This is a genomic window from Streptomyces reniochalinae, from assembly GCF_003323735.1.
Taxonomy (GTDB): Bacteria; Actinomycetota; Actinomycetes; order Streptomycetales; family Streptomycetaceae; genus Streptomyces; species Streptomyces reniochalinae.
Genome location: NZ_QOIM01000032.1, coordinates 1 through 20,839, shown reverse-complemented (window position 1 = coordinate 20,839; position 20,839 = coordinate 1). Strand labels below are relative to the sequence as shown.

General features: G+C 72.5%; 13 protein-coding genes and 2 pseudogenes. 11 read left to right on the top strand and 4 right to left on the bottom strand.

Annotated elements, in window-relative coordinates:
* Window positions 1-91: 91 nt before the first annotated feature.
* Window positions 92-295 (top strand): annotated as a pseudogene (locus DQ392_RS12295) (helix-turn-helix domain-containing protein); the annotation flags it as partial.
* Window positions 296-1,026: 731 nt separating this feature from the next.
* Here the strand turns inward: DQ392_RS12295 and DQ392_RS12290 are convergent.
* A complete protein-coding gene (locus DQ392_RS12290) occupies window positions 1,027-2,304 on the bottom strand; it encodes an NAD(P)/FAD-dependent oxidoreductase (RefSeq protein ID WP_114015608.1) in 1,278 nt (425 codons plus the stop codon).
* 93 nt (window positions 2,305-2,397) lie between these two features.
* Window positions 2,398-3,591, bottom strand: coding sequence for a LacI family DNA-binding transcriptional regulator (locus tag DQ392_RS12285; protein WP_114015607.1), 1,194 nt, complete (start codon window positions 3,589-3,591; stop codon window positions 2,398-2,400).
* A gap of 177 nt (window positions 3,592-3,768) precedes the next feature.
* Here DQ392_RS12285 and DQ392_RS12280 point away from each other — a divergent pair, with 177 nt between their 5' ends.
* The 10 genes from DQ392_RS12280 to DQ392_RS12235 all read left to right on the top strand — a co-directional run bounded on the left by DQ392_RS12280 (window position 3,769) and on the right by DQ392_RS12235 (window position 19,349).
* On the top strand, window positions 3,769-4,812 hold the full coding sequence (locus DQ392_RS12280; protein ID WP_114015606.1) for an SIS domain-containing protein: 1,044 nt from the start codon (window positions 3,769-3,771) through the stop codon (window positions 4,810-4,812).
* Window positions 4,812-5,786 carry a PfkB family carbohydrate kinase gene (locus DQ392_RS12275; protein WP_114015605.1) on the top strand — a complete coding sequence of 325 codons (975 nt, stop codon included), beginning with the start codon at window positions 4,812-4,814 and terminating at the stop codon, window positions 5,784-5,786. The genes DQ392_RS12280 and DQ392_RS12275 overlap by 1 nt, the downstream gene beginning before the upstream one ends.
* Before the next feature lie 7 nt (window positions 5,787-5,793).
* Window positions 5,794-7,854, top strand: coding sequence for a hydantoinase/oxoprolinase family protein (locus DQ392_RS12270; RefSeq protein WP_114015604.1), 2,061 nt, complete (start codon window positions 5,794-5,796; stop codon window positions 7,852-7,854).
* A gap of 79 nt (window positions 7,855-7,933) precedes the next feature.
* The gene (locus DQ392_RS12265; protein WP_114015603.1) at window positions 7,934-9,676 is read left to right on the top strand and encodes a hydantoinase B/oxoprolinase family protein; all 1,743 of its coding nucleotides are present in this window, start codon (window positions 7,934-7,936) and stop codon (window positions 9,674-9,676) included.
* Window positions 9,677-9,811: 135 nt separating this feature from the next.
* The gene (locus DQ392_RS12260) at window positions 9,812-11,263 is read left to right on the top strand and encodes an MFS transporter (RefSeq protein WP_114015602.1); all 1,452 of its coding nucleotides are present in this window, start codon (window positions 9,812-9,814) and stop codon (window positions 11,261-11,263) included.
* Window positions 11,260-12,882: a gamma-glutamyltransferase gene (locus DQ392_RS12255; protein WP_114015601.1), complete on the top strand. Its 1,623-nt coding sequence runs from the start codon at window positions 11,260-11,262 to the stop codon at window positions 12,880-12,882. Before DQ392_RS12260 ends, DQ392_RS12255 begins: the two co-directional genes overlap by 4 nt.
* Window positions 12,883-13,245: 363 nt before the next feature.
* Window positions 13,246-13,992, top strand: coding sequence for a response regulator transcription factor (locus DQ392_RS12250; RefSeq protein ID WP_114015600.1), 747 nt, complete (start codon window positions 13,246-13,248; stop codon window positions 13,990-13,992).
* Between the two features lie 89 nt (window positions 13,993-14,081).
* Window positions 14,082-15,638: a sensor histidine kinase gene (locus tag DQ392_RS12245; RefSeq protein WP_114015599.1), complete on the top strand. Its 1,557-nt coding sequence runs from the start codon at window positions 14,082-14,084 to the stop codon at window positions 15,636-15,638.
* 40 nt (window positions 15,639-15,678) lie between these two features.
* Window positions 15,679-17,094, top strand: coding sequence for a bifunctional glycosyltransferase family 2/GtrA family protein (locus DQ392_RS12240; protein WP_114015598.1), 1,416 nt, complete (start codon window positions 15,679-15,681; stop codon window positions 17,092-17,094).
* A complete protein-coding gene (locus DQ392_RS12235; RefSeq protein ID WP_114015597.1) occupies window positions 17,091-19,349 on the top strand; it encodes an ArnT family glycosyltransferase in 2,259 nt (752 codons plus the stop codon). The genes DQ392_RS12240 and DQ392_RS12235 overlap by 4 nt, the downstream gene beginning before the upstream one ends.
* Here the strand turns inward: DQ392_RS12235 and DQ392_RS12230 are convergent.
* Window positions 19,344-20,146 (bottom strand): annotated as a pseudogene (locus tag DQ392_RS12230) (cytochrome P450); the annotation flags it as partial. The gene DQ392_RS12235 and the pseudogene DQ392_RS12230 overlap by 6 nt on opposite strands.
* Before the next feature lie 181 nt (window positions 20,147-20,327).
* Window positions 20,328-20,462 carry a hypothetical protein gene (locus DQ392_RS35815; RefSeq protein WP_281272979.1) on the bottom strand — a complete coding sequence of 45 codons (135 nt, stop codon included), beginning with the start codon at window positions 20,460-20,462 and terminating at the stop codon, window positions 20,328-20,330.
* Window positions 20,463-20,839 lie beyond the last annotated feature (377 nt).

Below are 20,839 nucleotides of genomic sequence, written 5' to 3'. Positions count from 1 at the left end.
ACATGGAGTAACCGTTTCATCGGCCTACTGACCTTTGCGACGCGTTGTCGTTGAGGGCTGACGATGTGTGATCGTCGTGTATGCCGGTTGTATGAGGTATCCGCAAGGTGGTGGACTGACGCCTGGACGGGAGGCGTTTCGCGACCGGATCCGGTTGGAGGCCGCTGAGCGCTTCGCCGCCGGGACCTGCAACGCGGAGGTCGCCAAAGACTTACGGGTGAGCGTGCGCTCGGTTCAGCGATGGCGTCGAGCCTGGCTGGGCTCCGGCACGGAGGGCCTTCGATCGGCCGGACCGGTGCCGCGCGGGGGCTCCCAGCCGTGTTCGGCGAAGACGCTGGCGGGGGTTTGTCCGGTGTGGAGTGGCCCGCCGGACAGGTAGTCGGCGAAGTAGGTGTCCATGCCGTCGATGAGCCGCTCGGTGAAGGCGGCCGGGACTTCGTCGGGGATGGTGCCATCGAAGTGTGCGGACCAGTCCAGTATGCCGAGCGGGTCGTAGGCGTAGGTGAAGGTCCACTCGCCGTCGCGCCGGGCGGCGCGGAGGCATTGGCAGGAGCCGGCGTAGTAGGGATCCAGGCCGACGAGGGCGCGGCTCCACTCCGGGGCGGCATCCAGGAGCGGCGCGGCGGGGTCGGTGAGTCTGACCCTCTACCAGGCCCTGGACCTTCTCCAACACCTCATCGCCACCAGGTACGGCACCTGCCCACCGGCCGACAATCAACCCCGTGGTAGCCCTACGACACCACCTAACAAAGCGCTACTAGCGGGTACCGCACCGCGCCTGCGGTCCCGGCTCGCCCGCAACCAGCAACTCGCTCAGAACGCCGTCGAACGCGGCTGGCACCGCGAGGCCGAACGGCACAAGGCCATCGGCCGAACGGTTCCGCGGCCTCCTCGCCGATCTCGATGAGAGCGCCGAGCCCGTCCCTGGTGATACCTGCTGAGACAGTTCGTTCCGGCAGCCTGAACGAGAACCGGGCCGGAACCGCGACATCCAGGTGCGGCACCACCCCCTCGCGGCCGGCGGCCTCACGTCTCCGCCGAACCCCACCCGATCCGCGCGGCTCCGGGCCGGTACGGGTCCAGTGCCGGTTCGGGGCGCCCCGTGACGAGTTCGGCCGCGATCAGCTCCGCCAGCCCTGCGGCCAGGGTGACGCCGCTGTGGGTGACGACCACGTACAGCCCGCCCGCCCTCTCCCGGGTGCCGGGCAGCGGACCGACGACGGGGTGTCCGTCCAGCGGCAGCGGCCGTACGCACACCCGCCGTTCGAGGACCCGGGCCGCGGAGAAGCCGGGCACGAGTGCGCGGGCGCGAGCGAGGAGCGTGTCCGCCCAGCGGTCGAGCTCACCGGGTGGGGTGTGCAGGTCGACATCGACGTCACCGGCTTCGAGGTGTGCGGTGGCACCGCCCTCCTCCGTGGCCTCGCCGTGTGGGCGCAGGTGCACGTGCGGGGTGTGCACCACCCGTTGCAGCGGTGTGGCCACCGGACCCACCCGGGCGACGAGTCCTGGTGCCGGCGAGCCCGGCGCCGAGGGGTCCACGATCGGCACCGGTTGGCCGGCGAGCCCTGTCACCTCCGGGGTCCAGCGGCCGGTGCAGCTCACCACCACGTCGGCGCGGACGGTCGGGCCGTCCGCGGTGTGCACGAGCCAGCAGCCGGTGGCGCGGGCTCCTCGGGACAGGCCGGGGCCGGTGCGTTCCAGGGCCGTGACCTGGCCGGCGTCCCCGGTGCGGACGTCTGCGCCGGCCTGACGCAGCCGGGCGGTGAGGGCCGCGACGAAGCGTCCGGTCCGCACGTACCCCTCCCCGGGGAACCAGGCGACCTCCCGTACCTCCTTGGGCAGCCGCAGCGACGGTTCGAGCGCGGCAGCCCGCTCGGGGGGCACGAGGTGGGCGGGGTAACCCCAGCTTCGCAGCCGCCGGACCCGTTCGGTGAGCCGGCCGCCCGCGGGGTCGTCGGGGTCGTCGGGTGCCGGATCGGCCCAGCGCATGTTGCCCACCGGGCGGTACCATTCGGCACCGCCCGCCTCCTCGGCCAGCCGTGCCCAGGCGCGCAGGGAAGCGGTGCGCAACTCGTGGTAGCCGCGGTCGGTCACCCCGTTGGAGTTCAGCCAGGCCAGGCTCCAGCGGGAGGTGCCCCGCCCCGGCTCCGCCCGGTCGAGCAGCGTCACGGCGGGGGCAGCGGCCGCGTGCGCCTCGCCGGAGCGAGACGTGCCGGGGTACGCGGTGCCCCGTGCCAGCCGGTGGGCGAGTGCGGTGCCGAGCACTCCGGCGCCGATGATGACGATGCGGGTGCGGTGGCTCATGCGATCCCCTCCTGAGCTTTGCGGGCCGGTGCCCCGGGCGCGGGTCGGCCGGGGTCCGCAGGCGCGGTCCAGGCCGGACGGCGGTGCGGAAGGTCAGCCGGACGCCGGCCGGGGCCCGGGTGCGGGCCCTGTCGAATCCCGGGTGACCAGCCGGCCCTTCAGCACGATGCGTTCTCCGGTCGCCGTCTCCGGCTCGGGGCGCCCGCCCTCCGGGGCACCCGTCCCCTCGGCGCCGGGGCCGGGCAGTTCGGCTGCGTCGGCGCCGGCACGCGCTTGGCCGCGGTCGGTCAGCCGGGCGATCAGCTGACGTCCGGCGGCCGTGCCCAGTTCGCGTCGCGGCTGGCGCACGACGGTCAGTCGGGGACGCACCAGCGTCGTCCAGTCCTGGTCGTCGAAGCCGACGAGGGAGATCTCTTCCGGGCAGGATTTTCCGCTGTCCTGAAGGGCGGCCACCGCTCCGGAGGAGAGCACGTTGTCGGTGCAGAACACCGCGGTCACGTCCGGGTTCCGGCGCAGCAGCCGGCGTACGGTCCGCTCGGCGGCGTGCCGGTCGTAGGGCGAGTGGACGACGAGGGCGGGGTCGGGGTCGAGACCGGCGCGGCGCAGCGCGGCCAGGTAGCCCACCAGGCGGGCGGCGCTGGGGGGTTCGTCGCCGCCCTCACCCGCCGGTGCGTCCAGCAGCCGCTCCAGTTCCTGGGCGGCCTCGCTGACCACGGCGATGCGGCGGTGCCCGAGCCGGGTCAGGTGACCGACGGCGCTGCGGGCGCAGGCGGTGTTGTTGATGGTCACCTGGTCGGCCTGGGGGAGGGCCGCCAGGGGGCGGTCGAGGAGCACGATGGGCAGTCCTGCCTCGGCCATGGCGCGCAGGCGTTCGGCGGAGCCGGGGCCCTGCGGGGCGATGACGAGCCCGTCGACGCGCTTCTCCCACATGACCTTCAGCGCGCGCTGCTCGGCCGCCGGATCGGAGTCGGTGTTGGCGAGCAGGATCTCGTATCCGGCGGCTCGTACGGCGTCGGTCACGGCGCGCACGGCGCTGGCGAAGAAGGAGTTGCCGATGTCGGTGACGATCACGCCGACCGTCTCCGTGGAGCCGTGGATGAGGCTGCGCGCCAGCCCGTTGGGGCGGTAGCCCAGGCGCTGCGCGGCCTCCTCCACCTTGGTGCGTGAGGCGGGGCTGGTCTGGCCGTAGCCGCCCAGGACCCGGCCCGCGGTCGCGGTGGAGACGCCGGCGGCCCGGGCGACCTCGACGATGCTGGGCGATCCGTCCCGCCGCTGGCTGTTGTGCACGCGTGCTTCTCCTGTCCCCGGCCGCCTGCGTGGCCGCGGCAGCCGTTGCGGGATTCCCGCCGATCGGTCGTCCGAGACCTCTTGACGTCAGTCTAACGGCGCTGAGAAGGTTCTCATCAACTCGCTGAGAACCTTCTCAGCGACTGTTCACCGCGCCGCAAGGAGAGATCGACTTCCATGCCCTCGCCCGTCGTCACCGTCGACCCCGTACCGCTCGCAGCAGATCTGACTGCGACCCTCGAACACACCGTCGCGCAGGCCGGCGCCGCCCGGGAGCTCGCGGGCCGCGTCGTCGAAGACGGGCTGCGCACCGTCTACTTCATCGGTTGCGGTGGCTCGTACTACTCGACCTTCCCTGCCCAGGACCTCATGGAGCGGTACTCCCACGCGCCGACCGCGCACCGGATGACGGCAGCCGAGATGATCCACCGCGATCTGGCCGGTCTCGACGAGAGCGCGCTCGTGGTCGCCTCCTCGCACTCCGGGGCCACCCCCGAGACCCTTCAGGCCGTCAGGCTGGCCAAGAAGGCCGGGGCCACGGTCGCCGGAATCGCCCGGTCGGCGCCGGGGGAGGGCTCGCCGCTCGCCGAGGAGGCCGACGTCCTCTTCGACTACCCCAGCGACGTCACCGTCACCGAGCCGAAGGCCATCCACTTCACCCAGCTCGCGCTCGCCGTGCTGGAGGCGTCCGGCGCGCTGCCCGGAGCCGAGGACGCCTGGCGGGCGATCGCCGCCGTTCCGCAGGCGCTGACCGCGGCCAAGCAGGAGGTGGCGCCCCTCGGAGCGCGCATCGCCGCCCAGTGGCGGGACGCGCGGCTGGTGTACGTGCTGGGGGCCGGGCCCAACTTCGGTGCGGCCAACGCGCTGGCCTCCTGCTACCTCCAGGAGATGAACTGGCTGCACGCCTCCGCGGTGAACGCGGGCGACTTCTTCCACGGCCCCTTCGAGATCGTCGGCCAGCACCCGGTGCTCGTACTCAACGGCGAGGACGAGACCCGGGCGATGGGGGAGCGGGCGGTGACCTTCGCCGAGCAGTACTACGACACCTGGGCCGTACTCGACTCCAAGGACTTCACGCTCCCGGGGGTACCCGAGGGGCAGCGCGGCCTGATCAGCCCGCTCGCCGTGGCGAGCGCGTCCCGCCGGCTGCTGGACTTCTGCGCCGCCGAACGGGGCCACAACACCGCGCAGCGCCGTTACATGTACCGGGTGGCGTACTGATGGCCGCGCCGCCGCCCTCCGGCCCGCCCGGAGCCCCGCCGCGGGTGCTGGGCATCGGGGACAACGTCGTCGACCGCTACCCGGACCTCGGCCTGATGTTCCCCGGCGGCAACGCCGTGAACGTCGCCGTGCACGCCCGCCGCGCGGGGGCCGAGGCCGCCTACTGGGGGGTGACCGGCGACGACCGGGCCGGTGAGGTGGTGCGCCTGGCGCTGGAAGCCGAGGGCGTGGGCACCGCCCGGGTGCGCACGGTCCACGGCCCCAACGCCTGGGCCGAGGTCGGGCTGGTCGGCGGGGACCGGGTCTTCAAGGGCTCCGACGACGGGGTCTCGGTCTTCGCCCTCGACGAGGCGGAGCTGGACACGCTGACCGGCTGGGACGTCGTGCACACCGCCTACAGCGGCTCCCTGGCGGGCCAGGTACCGGACATCGCGGCCCGCACCCGTGTCTCCTTCGACTTCTCGCACCACTGGCGCGAGCCCTGGGCGGCGGGTCTGCACCGGCACCTTTTCCTCGCGGCGTTCTCCGCGTCACAGCTCGATGCGGACACAGCGGGCAGACTGCTGCGCGAAACGGTCCGCGAGGGTGCGCGGTGGGCGCTCGCGACCCGGGGCAGCGCCGGAGCGGTGCTGACCGACGGCGACTCCTGGTGGCAGCAGCCGGCCGCCACCACCGGGGCCGTCGACACGCTGGGTGCCGGAGACGCCTTCACCGGGACGCTGCTGGCCGCGCTGACGGCCGGTGACGACCCCCGGCAGGCACTGGCCGGGGCCGCCGAGGCGGCGGCAGCGGCCTGCACCGCGCACGGCGCGTTCGGGTACGGGGCTCCGCTGCCCGCCGAGGGCCCGGATGCGACGGCGCCCGGTACCGGCGGGGTCACCACCGCGCGCGGACCGGCGGAGGGAGCCGGGCCGCTGCCGACAGCGGCGCAAGAAGGGCCGCGGCCGCCGCGGCCGCACGGCGAGAACAGGTAGGAACGGCATGACTTTGCGCATCGGTGTCGACACCGGCGGCACCTTCACCGACGTCGTCGCCTTCGACGAGGAGACCGGCGCCCTGCACGTACGGAAGGTCTCCAGCACCCGCGAGGACCCGGGACTGGCCATCGTGGAGGGTCTGGAGCGGATCCTGGAGCAGGCCGGGGGCGGCTCGCCCGCCGACGTCGGCTACTTCGCCCACGGCACCACCGTGGGCACCAACGCCCTGCTCACCCACCGGGGCGCCCGTACCGGCGTCATCACCACCCGCGGCTTCCGCGACCTGCTGGAGCTGGGCCGGGGGCGGCGGCCCCGGCTCTACGACCTCCAGGCCGACAAACCCGCCCCCTTCGCGCCCCGCGACCTGCGGCTGGAGGTCACCGAGCGGGTCAGGCACGACGGCAGCGTCGAGACACCGCTCGACGAGGAGGAGGCCCGGGCCGCGGCACGTTCCCTGCGCGAGGCGGGAGTGGAGGCCGTCGCCGTCTGCCTGCTCTACAGCTTCCTGCGGCCCGAGCACGAACAGCGGATCGGGGAGATCCTCGCCGAGGAACTGCCCGGTGCCCACATCTCGCTCTCCAGCCGGGTACTGCCCGAGTTCCGGGAGTACGAGCGGCTCTCCACAGTGGTCACCAACGCCTACGTGGGCCCGGTCGTCGCCGAGTACCTCGCCAAGCTGCGGCAGCGGCTGGCCGAGCGCGGGCTCACGGCTGTGCCGCACGTGACGCAGTCCAACGGCGGCATCATCCCGTTCGAGGCCGCGGAGGAACTGCCGGTCCGCATGGTGCTGTCCGGCCCCAGCACCGGTGTGGTCGGCGCGGCCGGACTCTGCCAGGCCGCGGGCCACCCGGACATCATCACCTTCGACATGGGCGGCACCTCCTCGGACGTCTCCCTCGTCCAGGGCGGCGTGCCCAAGGTGACCACGGGCATGGAGCTGGACGGGCGGCCCGTCCGCACGCCCATGCTGGACATCCACACTGTCGGCGCGGGCGGCGGCTCGCTGGCCCGGGTGGACGTCGGCGGGCACCTGAAGGTCGGGCCGGCCAGCGCGGGCGCCGACCCGGGGCCCGCCTGCTACGGCAAGGGCAGCGAGGCCACGGTCACCGACGCCGACGTGGTCCTGCACACCCTCAACCCGGCGTACCTGCTCGACGGCCGGATGCCGGTCGACGAGCAGGCGTCCCGCGCGGCGGTGGCCCGGATCGCCGAGCGCGTCGGGCTCGGCGTGGAGGAGACCGCGCACGGCATCCTGCGGGTCGTCACCGCGAACATGGCACGGGCCATCCGCGTCATCTCCGTGCAGCGCGGCTACGACCCGCGCGACTACACGCTGGTCCCCTTCGGCGGCGCCGGCCCGCTGCACGCCTCGCTGCTGGCAAGGGAGTTGGGCATGCGCACCGTCCTGGTACCGCCCACCCCCGGCGCCCAGTCGGCCCTCGGGCTGCTGATGACGGACGTGCGGGCGGACTTCTCCCGCACCCGCATCCAGCGCCTCGGAGGCGAGCAGGCAGCGACAGCCGCCCGGCTCGGTGCTCTCTACGCCGAACTGGAGGAGGAGGCGCGCTCCTGGTTCGACGCCGAGCGGATCCCGGAGACCGACCGTGGCCTGGAACGCACCGCGGAACTGCGCTACGCGGGTCAGAACTACGAGATCCCGGTGCCGGTACCCGCCGGCCCGCTGGACGCCGCGGCGCTGGGCACCCTGTTGGAAGCGTTCGCCGACGAGCACCGCAGGCTCTACGGATACGACGCGCCCGGAGAGCCGGTCGAGGCCGTCACCGTCCGGCTCCAGGCCGTCGGTGCGGTGCCGCAGGCGCGGCTGCCGAGGCAGGAGCCGGCCGGTGAGGACGCCTCCGCCTCGCTCGCCGGCACCCGCGAGATGCACCTCGCCGGAAAGGGCTTCGCGCCCGTACCGGTGCACCGGCGCGACGCCCTGCGGCCGGGCCACCGGGTGGCCGGTCCCGCGGTGATCGAGCAGATGGACACCACGACGGTTCTGCTGCCGGGCGACGTGCTCACCGTCGACGCCCACTCCAACCTCGTCATCACGGTGGGGCAGTGACCAGCCCGCCCGCCACCCGCCCGCTCGCCGTCACCGCCCACCGGCCGTCACAGCCCTACCCGTCGCACGAGGAAAGCCGATGAACGACACCGTCACCCCACCCCCGCCGGCAGCGCCCGACCCCGTCCTGGTCGAGGTCATGGGCGCGGCCCTGTCCTCCCTCGTGGAGGAGATGGGCGAGACACTGGTCCGCGCCGCCTACTCCAGCAACATCAAGGAACGCCGGGACTGCACCGCCGGCCTCTTCGACGCCGAGGGGCACATGCTGGCCCAGGCCGAACAGGCCTCACCCATCCACCTCGGCTCGCTCATCGGCGTCGTCGCGGCGGTCCTGGAACGGTTCCCGATCGAGGACATCCGGCCCGGTGACACCTTCCTGAGCAACGACCCGTACTCCGGCGGCGGCTCGCACCTGCCGGACATGGTGCTGGTCACCCCCGTCTTCGCGGAGGGCCGGCTCACCGCCTGGGCCGCGAACCTCGCCCACCACGCCGACTTCGGCGACCGAGGGCACGCCCACATCTTCCAGGAGGGCATCCGCATCCCCCCGGTGCGGTTCGCCCGCGAGGGCACGATCGTCGACGACATCTTCCAACTGGTGCTGACCAACTGTCAGGTGCCGACCGAGCGCCGCGCCGACTTCCGCGCCCAGCTCGCCGCCAACCGGCTCGCGGTCACCCGCTACGGCGAACTCGTCGAGCGGTACGGCCGGGCGACCATGGTCACCACGTCGGCTGCCCTGCTCGACTACACCGAGCGCCGCACCCGGGCCGCCATCGCTGAGGTGCCCGACGGCACGTACGAGTTCACCGACAGCTTCGACTGCCCCGAGTTGGAGGAGACCGAACTGGAACTGCGGGTGCGGATCACCGTGGCGGGAGAGGAGCTCCACTTCGACTTCGCCGGCAACCCCGGGCAGGTGCGTGCCTCCGTCAACATGGTGCGCACGGCCCTGTACGCCACCGTGTACTACGCCGTGAAGACCCTCGTGGACCCCGACATCCCCTCCAACGCGGGGCTGCACCGCCCGATCACGATCGAGGCGCCGCTCGGCACCCTCGTCAACTGCCAGGAGCCCGCCGCTGTCAACGGCAGGACCGAGACCTGTCAGCGGGTGGTCGACCTGGTGCACGGCGCTCTCGCGCCCGCCGTCCCCGAACGGGTCACCGCCGCCGCCAACGGCGCCAACACGGGAGTGCACTTCTCCGGCTACGACCGGGCAAGGGACCGCTACTTCGTCTACCTGGAGACCATCGGCGGCGGATCGGGCGCCCGCGCCGACAAGGACGGCCTCGACGGTGTGCAGGTGCACGTCACCAACACCTCCAACCTGCCGGTCGAGGCGCTGGAGACCGAGTACCCGCTGGTCGTCGAGGCGTACGAGCTGGTGCCTGACTCCGGCGGCGCGGGCCGCACCCGCGGCGGCATGGGCATCCGCCGCACCGTCCGGGTCGAGGAGCGCTCACCGGGCACCGGCGCGGACGGCTCGCCACACACCGCGGAAGACCAAGGCGGTGGGGACGGGGACGCGGCCGTGCAGTTCTGGCTGGACACCAGTCGGCTCCACTCCCGGCCCTGGGGCCTGTTCGGCGGGCTTCCCGGAAGCAGCGCCCGCGTCGAACTGAGCCCAGGTGCCCAGCCGGTGGACCGCGGCCACACCGTGCTGCGCCCCGGCGACCGGGTCAGCGTCGTCACGGCAGGCGCCGGCGGTTACGGCGACCCGGCCGAGCGGGCACCCGAGCAGGTCGAGAGGGACGTCCAGGAAGGGGTCGCCACCCCCGAGGAGGCCCGCCGCGCCTACGGCCGGGGCACCACCGGCTGACGGCCACCGCACCCCACCGGGCCGTCGCCGCCTGTCCGCCCACCGCGACACGGCCGCCCCCACGACTACCGGGATCCGGCTGCTTCACCCACGTACGTACGCCAAGCACGGAATGAGACGAAGAGGAGGTGTGCGATGACGGACACCCCCGCACGACCGGCTCCGCCGCCCGCCCACCGCGACACGGCCGACAGCGCGACCGCGGACATCCGGGGCGGCCCGCACGAGGGCCCGGCCCCCGACGTCGGGGCACCGCCCTGGCGCCGGGTGCTGTGGGCGGCCATGCTCGGCAACGCCGTCGAGTGGTACGACAACGCCCTCTACGGCATCCTCGCCGTGATCATGTCGCGCACCTTCTTCCCCCAGAGCGACCCGACCGTGGCGCTGCTCTCCACCTACCTGGGGCTGATCCTCTCCTACGCGATCCGGCCCATCGGCGGCACACTCATGGGACGGCTGGCCGACGTCAAGGGCCACAAGTTCGTGCTGACGGTCACCATCTCGCTGATGTCCGTCGGAACCCTGGCGATCGGTGTGCTGCCCTCCTACTCGGCGCTCGGTGTCGCCGCGCCCGTGCTGCTGGCGCTCTGCCGGCTGATACAGGGACTGGGCGCCAGCGCCGAGTACACGGTGGCCACCAACTTCCTGCTGGAACACGGGCCGCGGCACCGGCGCAACTACCTCTCGGGCTGGAGCGTCGGCTCCACCTCGCTCGGCCCCCTGATCGCCTCCGTACTGGCCTACGTCCTGATCGTCACGCTGCCCAGCGAGAGCTTCAACTCCTGGGGCTGGCGGGCACTGTTCCTGCTGGCCGCGCCGCTCTCCCTGGTGACCCTCCACATCCGCCGGCACACCACCGAGGCGCCCGAGTACCGGCGCGCGCTCGAAGAGGCACGGAAGAACGGCGTCGAGCAGGCACCGTTCACCGAGGCGGTCCGCCACCACTGGCGGGACATGCTGCGGGCCATCGGCCTCGGCGCCGGTCAGCGCGTCGGCTCCTTCGTGATCCAGAGCTATTTCGTCACCGCCCTGGTGCAGAACGGCTTCGGCGAGGACCGGGCGCTGCTGGCCGCGATCCTGACCTATGTGGTGGGTGCCCCGGCCGCCATCTGGGGCGGCAGATGCGCCGACCGGTACGGCGGGCGGCGGCTGCTGGTGTGGGGCTACGGCGTGTTCGTGCTCTTCACCGTGCCGACGTTCCTGGCCATCGAGTCCGGCTCCTTCGCCCTGGCCTTCGTCGCCGTGGTCGTCTTCACCGTCATCAACAACGTCGTCGGCGCGCCACTGACCACGGCCTACGTGATGAGTTTCCCGCCGCACATCCGCGGCACGGCCGCCGCACTCAACTACAACGTCGGCACCACGCTGCTGGGCGGCACCGCACCACTGCTGGCCACCTGGCTGGTCGGCAGCACGGGCACCGAGGTGTCGTTCGGCTGGTACATGGCCTTGATCTGCCTGGCCTCCGCCCTTGTCGCCGCCTTCGCGCTGCCGAAGTCCGTCGACGAGGCCCGTGAGACCCACGCGGCCGCGAGGACACCGGCCACCCCGCACCAGCACGCGCCCACCGGAACGGAGAAGAAGTGAACACCCACAGCGCCGCCCACGACACAGGGCGGGACCCGGTGCCGCCCGCCCGCTACGGGCCCAAGCCCCCGGTGCGCGGCAGCGGCGGCATGGTCGTCACCTCGCATCCGCTGGCGACCCGCGCCGCCCGGGAGGTCCTGCGGGACGGCGGCAACGCCACCGACGCCGCGCTCACCGCCGCCGCCACCCAACTGATCGTCGAACCGCACATGACCTCCCTCACCGGCGGCCTCAGCCTGCTGCACCGCAGCGCCGCCACCGGCGCCACGCGGTATGTGAACGGCAACGTGGCCGCGCCCCTCGCACCGCTGCCGGACTTCTCCGGCGCCGATCTCACCCGTGGCCGAGGCGTACCCGTCCCCGGCTGGTGGCCCGCCTTCGAAGAGGCCCGGCGCCGCTTCGGCACGCTCGGCAGGGCCCGGCTGCTGGCACCGGCGCTCGCCGCGGCCACCGACGGCTTCGAGGTCAACCCGTTCCTGTACGGGGTCGCCTACGGGGAACAGGCCCACCTGGGCGCCTCCGAGCAGATGCGCGAGGTCTTCTTCGAGGAGGGGCACCTGGCCGTGCCCGGACAGACGATCCGGCAGCCGCGTGCCGCCAGGACGCTGGAGCGACTGCGCGACGAGGGCATGGACTACTACCTCGGCGACTTCGCGCGGGCGGTCGCAGCGACCGCCCGCGCGGACGGGGGAGTCCTCCACGAGAGGGACTTCGCCGCCTACCGCGTCCACGTCCAAGAGCCGGTACGCGGCACCTACCGGGGCGCGGAGATCGTCGCCTCGCCCCCACCGGACGACGGCGGTGTCCAGCTCATCTGCGCGCTGAACATGCTGGAGACGGTCGAGCTGCCGCGCATGGGCCCGCCCACCGCCGATCCGGAGACGCTGCGTCTCCTCATCCAGGCGCACAACGCGGCGTACTACGCCCCGCCGCTCCAGTACGGCCTGGAGGAGGACCGCACACGCCTGGAAGTGCTGCTGTCCAAGGAGTACGCCCGCACCCGGACCGCGCTGCTCGCGACGCCACCGCCCTCGAACGCCACCCCGACGCCCGGCACCATCCACATCAGCGTCGTCGACGCGGCCGGAGACACCGTCTCGCTCACGCACTCCCACATGTGCTCGGGCTTCGTCAACGGCCTGTTCAGCGAGGGCTTCCAGCTCTCGGGCGGAGGCTCCTTCTTCCAGCGGGTGATGCCGCAGCCCGGGGAGCACGCCAGCGTCTACCTCGCGCCCAACCTCGTCCTGCGCGACGGCAGGCCCGTGCTGGTCTCCGGTTCGCCCTCGGTCTCATTGGTGGCCAACGTCCTGCAGAATGTGGTCAACATCCTCGACTTCGGCATGACGATCGAAGAGTCCGTGCACGCCCCCCGCTTCGGCGCCCGGCCCCACAGCCCGGAACGCGGCTGGCAACCCGGCAACCTGCTGGAGGCGGGGTTCGACAAGGACGTCCTGGAGCAGACACGCGCCTGGGCGCACAGGGAACGCCTGTGGACGCGGGTCGTCAACCCGTGGAACGCGCTGACCGGCAACTTCGAAGGCATCTGCCTCGACCGTGCCACCGGCGAGGCCCACGCCTGCGCCGACCCGCGAAGGGTGGGCTCGGCGGAGGCCGCCTGACGGGGCTGTGCGGACACGGCTGAGGCCCGCGGCCTCAGCCGTCGGCGGACCGCGGGGTGCGGCCCGGCCTGTAGGGGCGCGCAGGTGGTGCCCGGTGTGCAACGGTCCGGCTGGTCCGTGACAGCCTGTGCTCGTTTGGGCGGTGTGTTTGACTGGCACAGTCGGTGCCACCTCGGTGCGGATGCTGTGTGTGCAATTGCTTACCGTGTGATGCCAGACTGTGCGTATTCGTGTTTATCTCGTTTGTCTCCCGGCCCTGCCCGGGGGGGGTAGCGGCAGAGACAGCATGTGGGGCGCGGGTTTCTCAGCAGATTCACAGGAAGCCGACAGGCGGCTCTCAGGGTCCGCACACACACTGGTCGTATGGCCACCTCCATGCCCCAGGGGCGCACCGAACTGCTGAGGCCGGACGGCAGCGCCGTCCGGGTACTCGTCGTGGACGACGAGCAGTCGATCACCGAGTTGCTTTCGCTCGCCCTGCGCTACGAGGGATGGGAGATCCGCTCCGCCGCGAACGGGGAGGAGGCCATGCGTGCAGCCTTCGAGTTCCGTCCCGACGCCGTGGTGCTGGACATCATGCTGCCGGACATGGACGGCCTCGCGATTCTGCGGCGGCTGCGTCACGAGAGGGCGGACGTTCCGGTGCTCTTCCTGACGGCGAAGGATGCCGTGGAGGACCGGATCACCGGGCTCACGGCGGGGGGCGACGACTACGTCACCAAGCCCTTCAGCCTGGAGGAGGTGGTGGCCCGGCTACGGGGGCTGATCCGACGGGCGGGGGCGGGCGACCGCGGCAACGCGTCCGTACTCCGGGTGGGCGAGCTGACGCTGGACGAGGAGAGCCACGACGTCTACCGCGGCAGCCAGTACATCCACCTGACAGCTACGGAGTTCGAGCTGCTGCGCTTCTTGATGCGCAACCAGCGCCGGGTGCTCAGCAAGGCGCAGATCCTCGACCGGGTGTGGTCCTACGACTTCGGCGGCCAGGCCAACGTCGTCGAGCTGTACATCTCCTACCTGCGCCGCAAGATCGACGCCGGCCGCGATCCGATGATTCACACACGGCGCGGCGCCGGCTATCTCATCAAACCCGCGGACGAGGTGCCGTGAGAGGCGCAGGAGGCATCAGCGCACCTGGCACCCGGTCCGGCCGTCGTGCCCGCCCTCACTCCCTGCGTGTCAGGCTCGCGGTCTCCTGCGTGGCCCTGATCGCGGTCGTCGCCGCCGTCATCGGAGCCGTCACGACCATCGCCCTGCGCTCGTACCTGTACCGGCAGCTCGACGACGAGGTGGGCCAGATCGCCATACGTGCCGCAGGCCCCAAGTCGCTGCCGCAGGGTATGGACCCCCACAGGCGGGATCCTCCGCCGCCCGGTGGGGACACCTACGATTTCGTCACCAAGGGTGCCACCTCCGGCACGATAGGTGCCCGGGTCGGGAGGGGCGACGACGGGAACGTGCGGGTGACCGACGGAGAGATCAACACCGACCGCTCCAGCTCCGGCGGCGGGGTGCGTACACAGGCCAGTGACCTCACCCGCGCCCAGCTCGACGCCCTGGCCGGTGTGGCGCGGGACGGCAAGGCCCACGGTGTCGAGCTTCCGGGCCGGGGCGACTACCGCGTGCGGTACGCAGACGGAGTGCGCGGCGCCTTCTACGTGGGCCGGCCCACCTCGGAGGTCGACGGGACGATCAGCACCCTGCTCGTGATCGAACTGTCCGTCGCGGGCGCCGGGCTGACAGCCGCGGGGATCGCCTCCGCCGCGATCGTGGGGGTCGCCCTGCGACCGATGCGGCGGGTGGCTGCCACCGCCACCCGCGTATCCCAGCTGCCGCTGCACAGCGGGGAAGTCGCGCTGCACGAGCGCGTTCCCGACACCGAGGCGGACCCGCGCACGGAGGTCGGCCAGGTCGGCGCCGCCTTGAACCGGATGCTCGACCACGTCCACTCCGCGCTCGACGCGCGTCAGCGCAGCGAGACCCGGGTGCGGCAGTTCGTGGCCGACGCCAGCCACGAACTGCGCACCCCGCTCGCCTCCATCCGCGGCTACGCCGAGCTGACCCGGCGCGGCCGGGTGCCGGCCGGCCCCGAGATGCGGCACGCGCTGGGCCGGATCGAGGCCGAGACCGGGCGGATGACAGGGCTTGTCGAAGACATGCTGCTCCTTGCCCGCCTCGATACCGGGCGTCCGCTGTCCTTCGCGGACACGGATGTGTGCCCGCTGGTCGTCGACGCGGTCGCGGACGCGCACGCCGCCGGACCCGACCACGTGTGGCGGCTCGACCTGCCGGAGGAAGGCGGGGCGGCCACCTGCGTACGGGCCGACCCCCAGCGCCTGCACCAGGTCCTGGTCAACCTGCTGGCCAACGCCCGCCGCCACACCCCGCCCGGCACCACGGTCACGGCCCGCGTGCGCCGGGCCGGGCCCCGGCTGCTGCTGGAGGTCCACGACGACGGCCCCGGCATCCCGCCCGCCCTGCTGCCGCACGTCTTCGAACGCTTCGCGCGCGGCGACACCTCCCGCTCCCGAGCCTCCGGGTCCACCGGCCTCGGCCTGGCCATCGTCCGGGCCGTCACCACCGCGCACGGAGGAGAGGTGCGCGTGGAGAGCGTGCCGGGACAAACCGTATTCACCGTCGATCTGCCGGCCGCGCTGGATACGGCTCCGGCTGACGGGCCCCACGGCGGCCTTCCCAGCGGGCTCGGAGAGGGACGGGCCTCCCGGCCGGAAACTCACAGGCGTCCCACAGGCTGAGCACAAGGTCCTGACAGGGCCGTTGGCGAGGCTCGACAACATGCGAACCGAGCCTCGATCCCAGACTCTCCCGCCAGGGCCGCTGCCCACGCGGGACCATCTGCCCGCGGACACGCACGGCCCTTCCCCGGGTGCTCCGGTCCTGGACGTCGTCGTCCCCGTCTACAACGAGGAGAACGACCTCGGGCCCTGCGTACGCCGCCTGCACGCCCACCTCACACGGAACTTCCCCTACCCCTTTCGCGTGACCATCGCGGACAACGCCTCCACCGACGCCACACCCGCCGTCGGCGCCGCACTCTGCGAGCAGCTGCCGTCCGCGGCGTACACGCGGCTGGCCCAAAAGGGCCGCGGACGTGCGCTGCGCGCGGTGTGGGCGGCCTCCGACGCCCCCGTCCTCGCCTACATGGACGTCGACCTGTCCACCGACCTCAACGCGCTGCTGCCGCTGGTCGCCCCGCTCATCTCCGGCCACTCCGACCTGGCGATCGGCACCCGGCTCAGCCCGGCCTCACGCGTGGTGCGCGGGCCCCGGCGCGAGTTCATCTCGCGCGCCTACAACCTCATCCTGCGTGGCTCCCTGCACGCCCGCTTCTCGGACGCCCAGTGCGGCTTCAAGGCCGTACGGCGCGACGTGGCGCAGGCACTACTGCCGCTGGTGGAGGACACCGGCTGGTTCTTCGACACCGAGCTGCTGGTCCTCGCCGAGCGGGCGGGGCTGCGCATCCACGAGGTGCCGGTGGACTGGGTGGATGACCCGCACTCCTCGGTGAACGTGGTCAAGACGGCCACCGACGACCTCAAAGGCGTATGGCGGGTGGGCCGGGCACTCGCCTCCGGGGCCCTGCCGCTGGACCGGCTCGCCCGCCCCTTCGGCGACGACCCGCGCGACCGGCAGGTGAAGGGCGTCCCCGGGGGACTGGCGCGGCAACTGGTCGGGTTCTGCGCTGTCGGAGCCCTCTCCACCCTCTTCTACCTGCTGCTGTACTCCCTCTTCCGCACGGGGGTCGCCGCCCAGGCCGCCAACGCCCTCGCGCTCCTCGTCTCCGCCGTCGCCAACACCGCGGCCAACCGGCGCCTGACCTTCGGCGTCCGAGGCCGGACACGGGCGGTCCGCCACCAGGCGCAGGGGCTTGTCGTCTTCGCCATCGGCCTCGCCCTGACCAGCGGCTCGCTGGCCGCTCTCGACACCGCGGACCCGCACCACTCGCACGGCGCGGAACTCGCCGTACTGATCGCCGCCAACCTCGCAGCGACCGTACTGCGGTTCCTGCTCCTGCGGGTGTGGGTCTTTTCCGAGCAGCGTTCGGCCGCCGCGACCGCACGGCCCGGCGCAGCCGGAGCACCACAGGCACAGGGGCCGGAGACGCCGGGAACCCCCGATACGCCGGAGCGCCTCGCGGAACCGCTCCGGCCCGAGACCACCGTCCGAGACACCCAGGAGACCCTTCGATGACCACCCACTCCACCGCAGCCGGCCCCACAGCCGCTACGGCGCCGACGCCGCGATCCCGTGGCCGCCGGTCGAGTGCGCCCTGGCACGTGCGCCTCTGGCGCGGACGCGCCGAGGACCCCGCGTGGGTGCGGCCCGTCCTCCTCGCCCTCCTGCTGGTGATCGCACTCGCCTACCTGTGGAACCTCAGTGCCTCCGGCTACGCCAACTCCTTCTACTCGGCCGCGGCGCAGGCGGGCAGCCAGAGCTGGAAGGCGTTCTTCTTCGGCTCTCTCGACGCGGGCAACGCCATCACCGTCGACAAGCCGCCGGCCGCACTGTGGCCCATGGCACTTGCGGTACGGCTCTTCGGACTCAGCTCCTGGACCGTCCTGGCCCCGCAGGTGCTGATGGGGGTGGCCACGGCCGGGGTGCTCTACGCGGCGGTGCGCCGTCGGTTCAGTGCCCTGGCGGGGTTGCTGACCGTCGCGGTGTTCGCGCTCACGCCGGTCGCCGCGCTGATGTTCCGCTTCAACAACCCCGACGCCCTGCTCGCCCTGCTGATGGCCGTCACGGTTCACCTCGTGCTGCGCGCGATCGAGGACGGACGCACCAAGTGGCTCGCGTGGGCGGGCGCCGCGGTCGGTCTGGCCTTCCTGGCCAAGACGCTCCAGGCGTTCTTGATCCTGCCGCCGCTGGCACTCCTGTACGCGGTGTGCGCTCCGGTACGGCCGCTCAAGCGGCTGGGCCAACTGCTGCTCTCCGGCGTGGTCATGGTCGTCGCCGGCGGCTGGTGGGTGGCGGCCGTCGAACTGTGGCCCGCCTCCTCCCGCCCGTACGTGGGCGGCTCACAGCACAACTCGTTCCTTGAACTGACCTTCGGCTACAACGGCTTCGGCCGGCTGAACGGCAACGAGACGGGCAGTGTCGGCGGCGGCCCCGGAGGCGGCGGGGGCGGCGGTATGTTCGGCCAGAGCGGCATCACGCGCATGTTCGGCGACGAGGTCGGCAGCCAGATCGCCTGGCTCCTTCCCACCGCGCTGTTCCTGTGCGCCGTCGGCCTGGTGATCACCCGCCGTGCCGGCCGCACGGACGCGACACGGGCAGCGTTCCTCGCCTGGGGCGGCGCCCTGCTGATGACAGCCGGCGTCTTCTCCTTCATGGCCGGGATCTTCCACCAGTACTACACCGTCGCCCTGGCCCCCTACATCGCCGCCCTCGTGGGCATGGGTGCGGCCCTGCTGTGGGAGAGGCGGGCCCACGCGGCGGCCCGGGCCGTGCTGGCGGCGACCGTCGTGGGAACAGGAGTGTGGTCCTACCTGCTGCTCGACCGCACCCCTGAGTACCTGCCCTGGCTGCGCTGGGCCGTCCTCGTGAGCTCAGTGGTCGCCGCAGCAGCGCTGCCGGCGGTGAACCGCCTGGGGCGGCCACTGGCCTGGCTCGCCGGAGGACTCGCCGTCCTGGTGTGCCTGGCCGGTCCCGCCGCGTACACCTTCACCACGCTGAACACCGGGCACTCCGGCGCCATCGTGACCGCCGGCCCGTCCGGAGCCAGCAGCATGGGCCCGCCCGGCGGCGGCAAGGGGATGCCGGGTAAGGGCGGGCCTGGTGGTGCGCCCGGCGGCACCTCGAACGGCAAGGGCACGCCGGGTGGCGCGCCGAACGGCAAGGGCAACCACCGGGCCGGTACCCCCAACGGCATGCCCGGCGGCACCTCGAACGGCAAGGGCATGCCGGGCGGTGCGCCGAACGGCAAGGGCAACCATCAGGCGGGGGCCCCGAGCGGCAAGGGCATGCCCGGTGGCGGCGGACCCGGTGGTGGCGGCGGTGGTGGCGGCATGGGCGGCCTCCTCGACGGCGCTCAGGTCAGTGACAAGGCCAAGGCCCTGCTGGAGCGGGACGCCGAGGATTACACCTGGGCGGCGGCCTCCACCGGCTCGCAGAACGCGGCCAGCTATCAGCTCGCCACCGGCGACCCGGTGATGGCGATCGGCGGCTTCAACGGAAGCGACCCGTCCCCGACCCTCAAGGAGTTCAAGCAGTACGTGTCCGACGGCAAGATCCACTACTACATCGCCGGAGGCATGGGCGGCGGAGGCAAGAAGTCCGGCGGCAAGGGAGCCGATGGCAAGGGTGGAGGGGCCGAGGCTCCCCGCGGTGGGGGTGGATTCGGGTCCAGCGGCACCGCCTCGCAGATCAGCTCCTGGGTGGAGAAGAACTTCACCAAGGTCACCGTCGGAAGCTCCACCTTCTACGACCTGACCAAGCCGAAGAGCTAGCGGGGCGCCGATGCAGCGGTGCTGGCCGAAGGCCAGGTGTCCGCCGGCGTTCCGCCCGAGGTCGAGTTGGTCGGGGGAGGGGAACCGGCCGGGGTCCCGGTTGGTGGCTCCGATGGCCACCTGCACAGGGGCGTCGGCTGGGAGGTCGGTTCCGCCGAGGGCGATGGCCTCGGTCGTGTACCGAAACGTGGCCATGCTGACGGGGGAGCTGTGGCGGAGCAGTTCGTCCAAGGTCCCCGGCAGGAGATCTGGGTCGTGGCGCAACTGCTCCAGACTGGCAGGCTGCTGGAGGAGCGCGAGGAGAGCATTGCCGATGAAGTTGGTCGTGGTCTCGTGCCCGGCGAGGAGGAGAAGGACGGCCAGGGACACCAGCTCTTCCTCGCTGAGCCGGTCCTCGCCATCCCGGGCCAGGATGAGGCGATCGAGAAGTGCGTCGCCAGGGCTGTCACGCCTGTGGGCAATGAGGCCCGGCATGTACTCGGCGATCTCGTGTGAGGCCGCGTCGATCCGCTCGGGCTGGCCCGCCGCGAACAGGTCGGCAGACCACCGCTTGACGTCTGCGCGGTCGTTTTCGGGAACGCCGAGCAGCTCGCAGACCACGGTGACGGGCAGGGCATCGCGAGGTCAGCGATGACGTCGACCTCGCCTTGGGCGGGCCATTGGTCCAGCAACGAACTGGTCACTCGTTCGACGAACGGTCGCAATGTGGCGACGGCCCCGGTCGTGAACGCCTTGGTCACCAGCTTGCGGAGGCGGGTGTGCTGGGGAGGATCGCTGGCGAGCATGCTCCCGGACACCGACGGTGAGGGCGGCCGAGCACTGTTCCTCGTCGACGGCCTCGCCGCTCGGACCGTCCGGCCTCGCCCTGCGCGCGGAACCTCGGTGATCGCGGGTCTGTCTCTCCCTTGGAGAGGCTGACCCGGCGGGCCGTCGGCCGGCGGAGGGGAGGGCCGGATGACCAGGGAGCGCAGCCGTTCATCAGCGGCGTGAGGACGTCCCGTCCGGCACCTCGGCGGTCACCGGCTGGACCGCGATGTGCAGGTGCTTGCGTGCGTCGCGGCCGTGCGACCACATGCAGACGTAGGTCTGCTCGGGCCGGCACAACGTCTCCACGACACGAGCGGTGTCGCGAACAAGGGGCCGAGTTCCACCGCTGCCGGGTCGTCGAGCTCGGCGACGGCCACGACGCAACGAGGGGGCCCGGTGGCCCACCAAGCGTCACACCCTGAGCGGTCTGCGCGAGCAGGCCGAGGGGGCGGGGACGGGTTCCGAGGGTCTGGCCGTCGGCGAACGGCTCCAGCGCGCACGCGGCGGCTGTGGTGCGCACCTGAACCGTACTGGCCTGGGCCGTCACTCGCTGGGCTCCCGTCCCCGGCTTGCCCGGGTCTGGTCGGGGTTCAGGCGTGGGAGCTGATGAGGCCGCCGGGGGTGAGGACGAGGGATACGCCGTTGGCGTCGAGGCCGGCGTCGTGGCCGTCGGCGTCCATCGT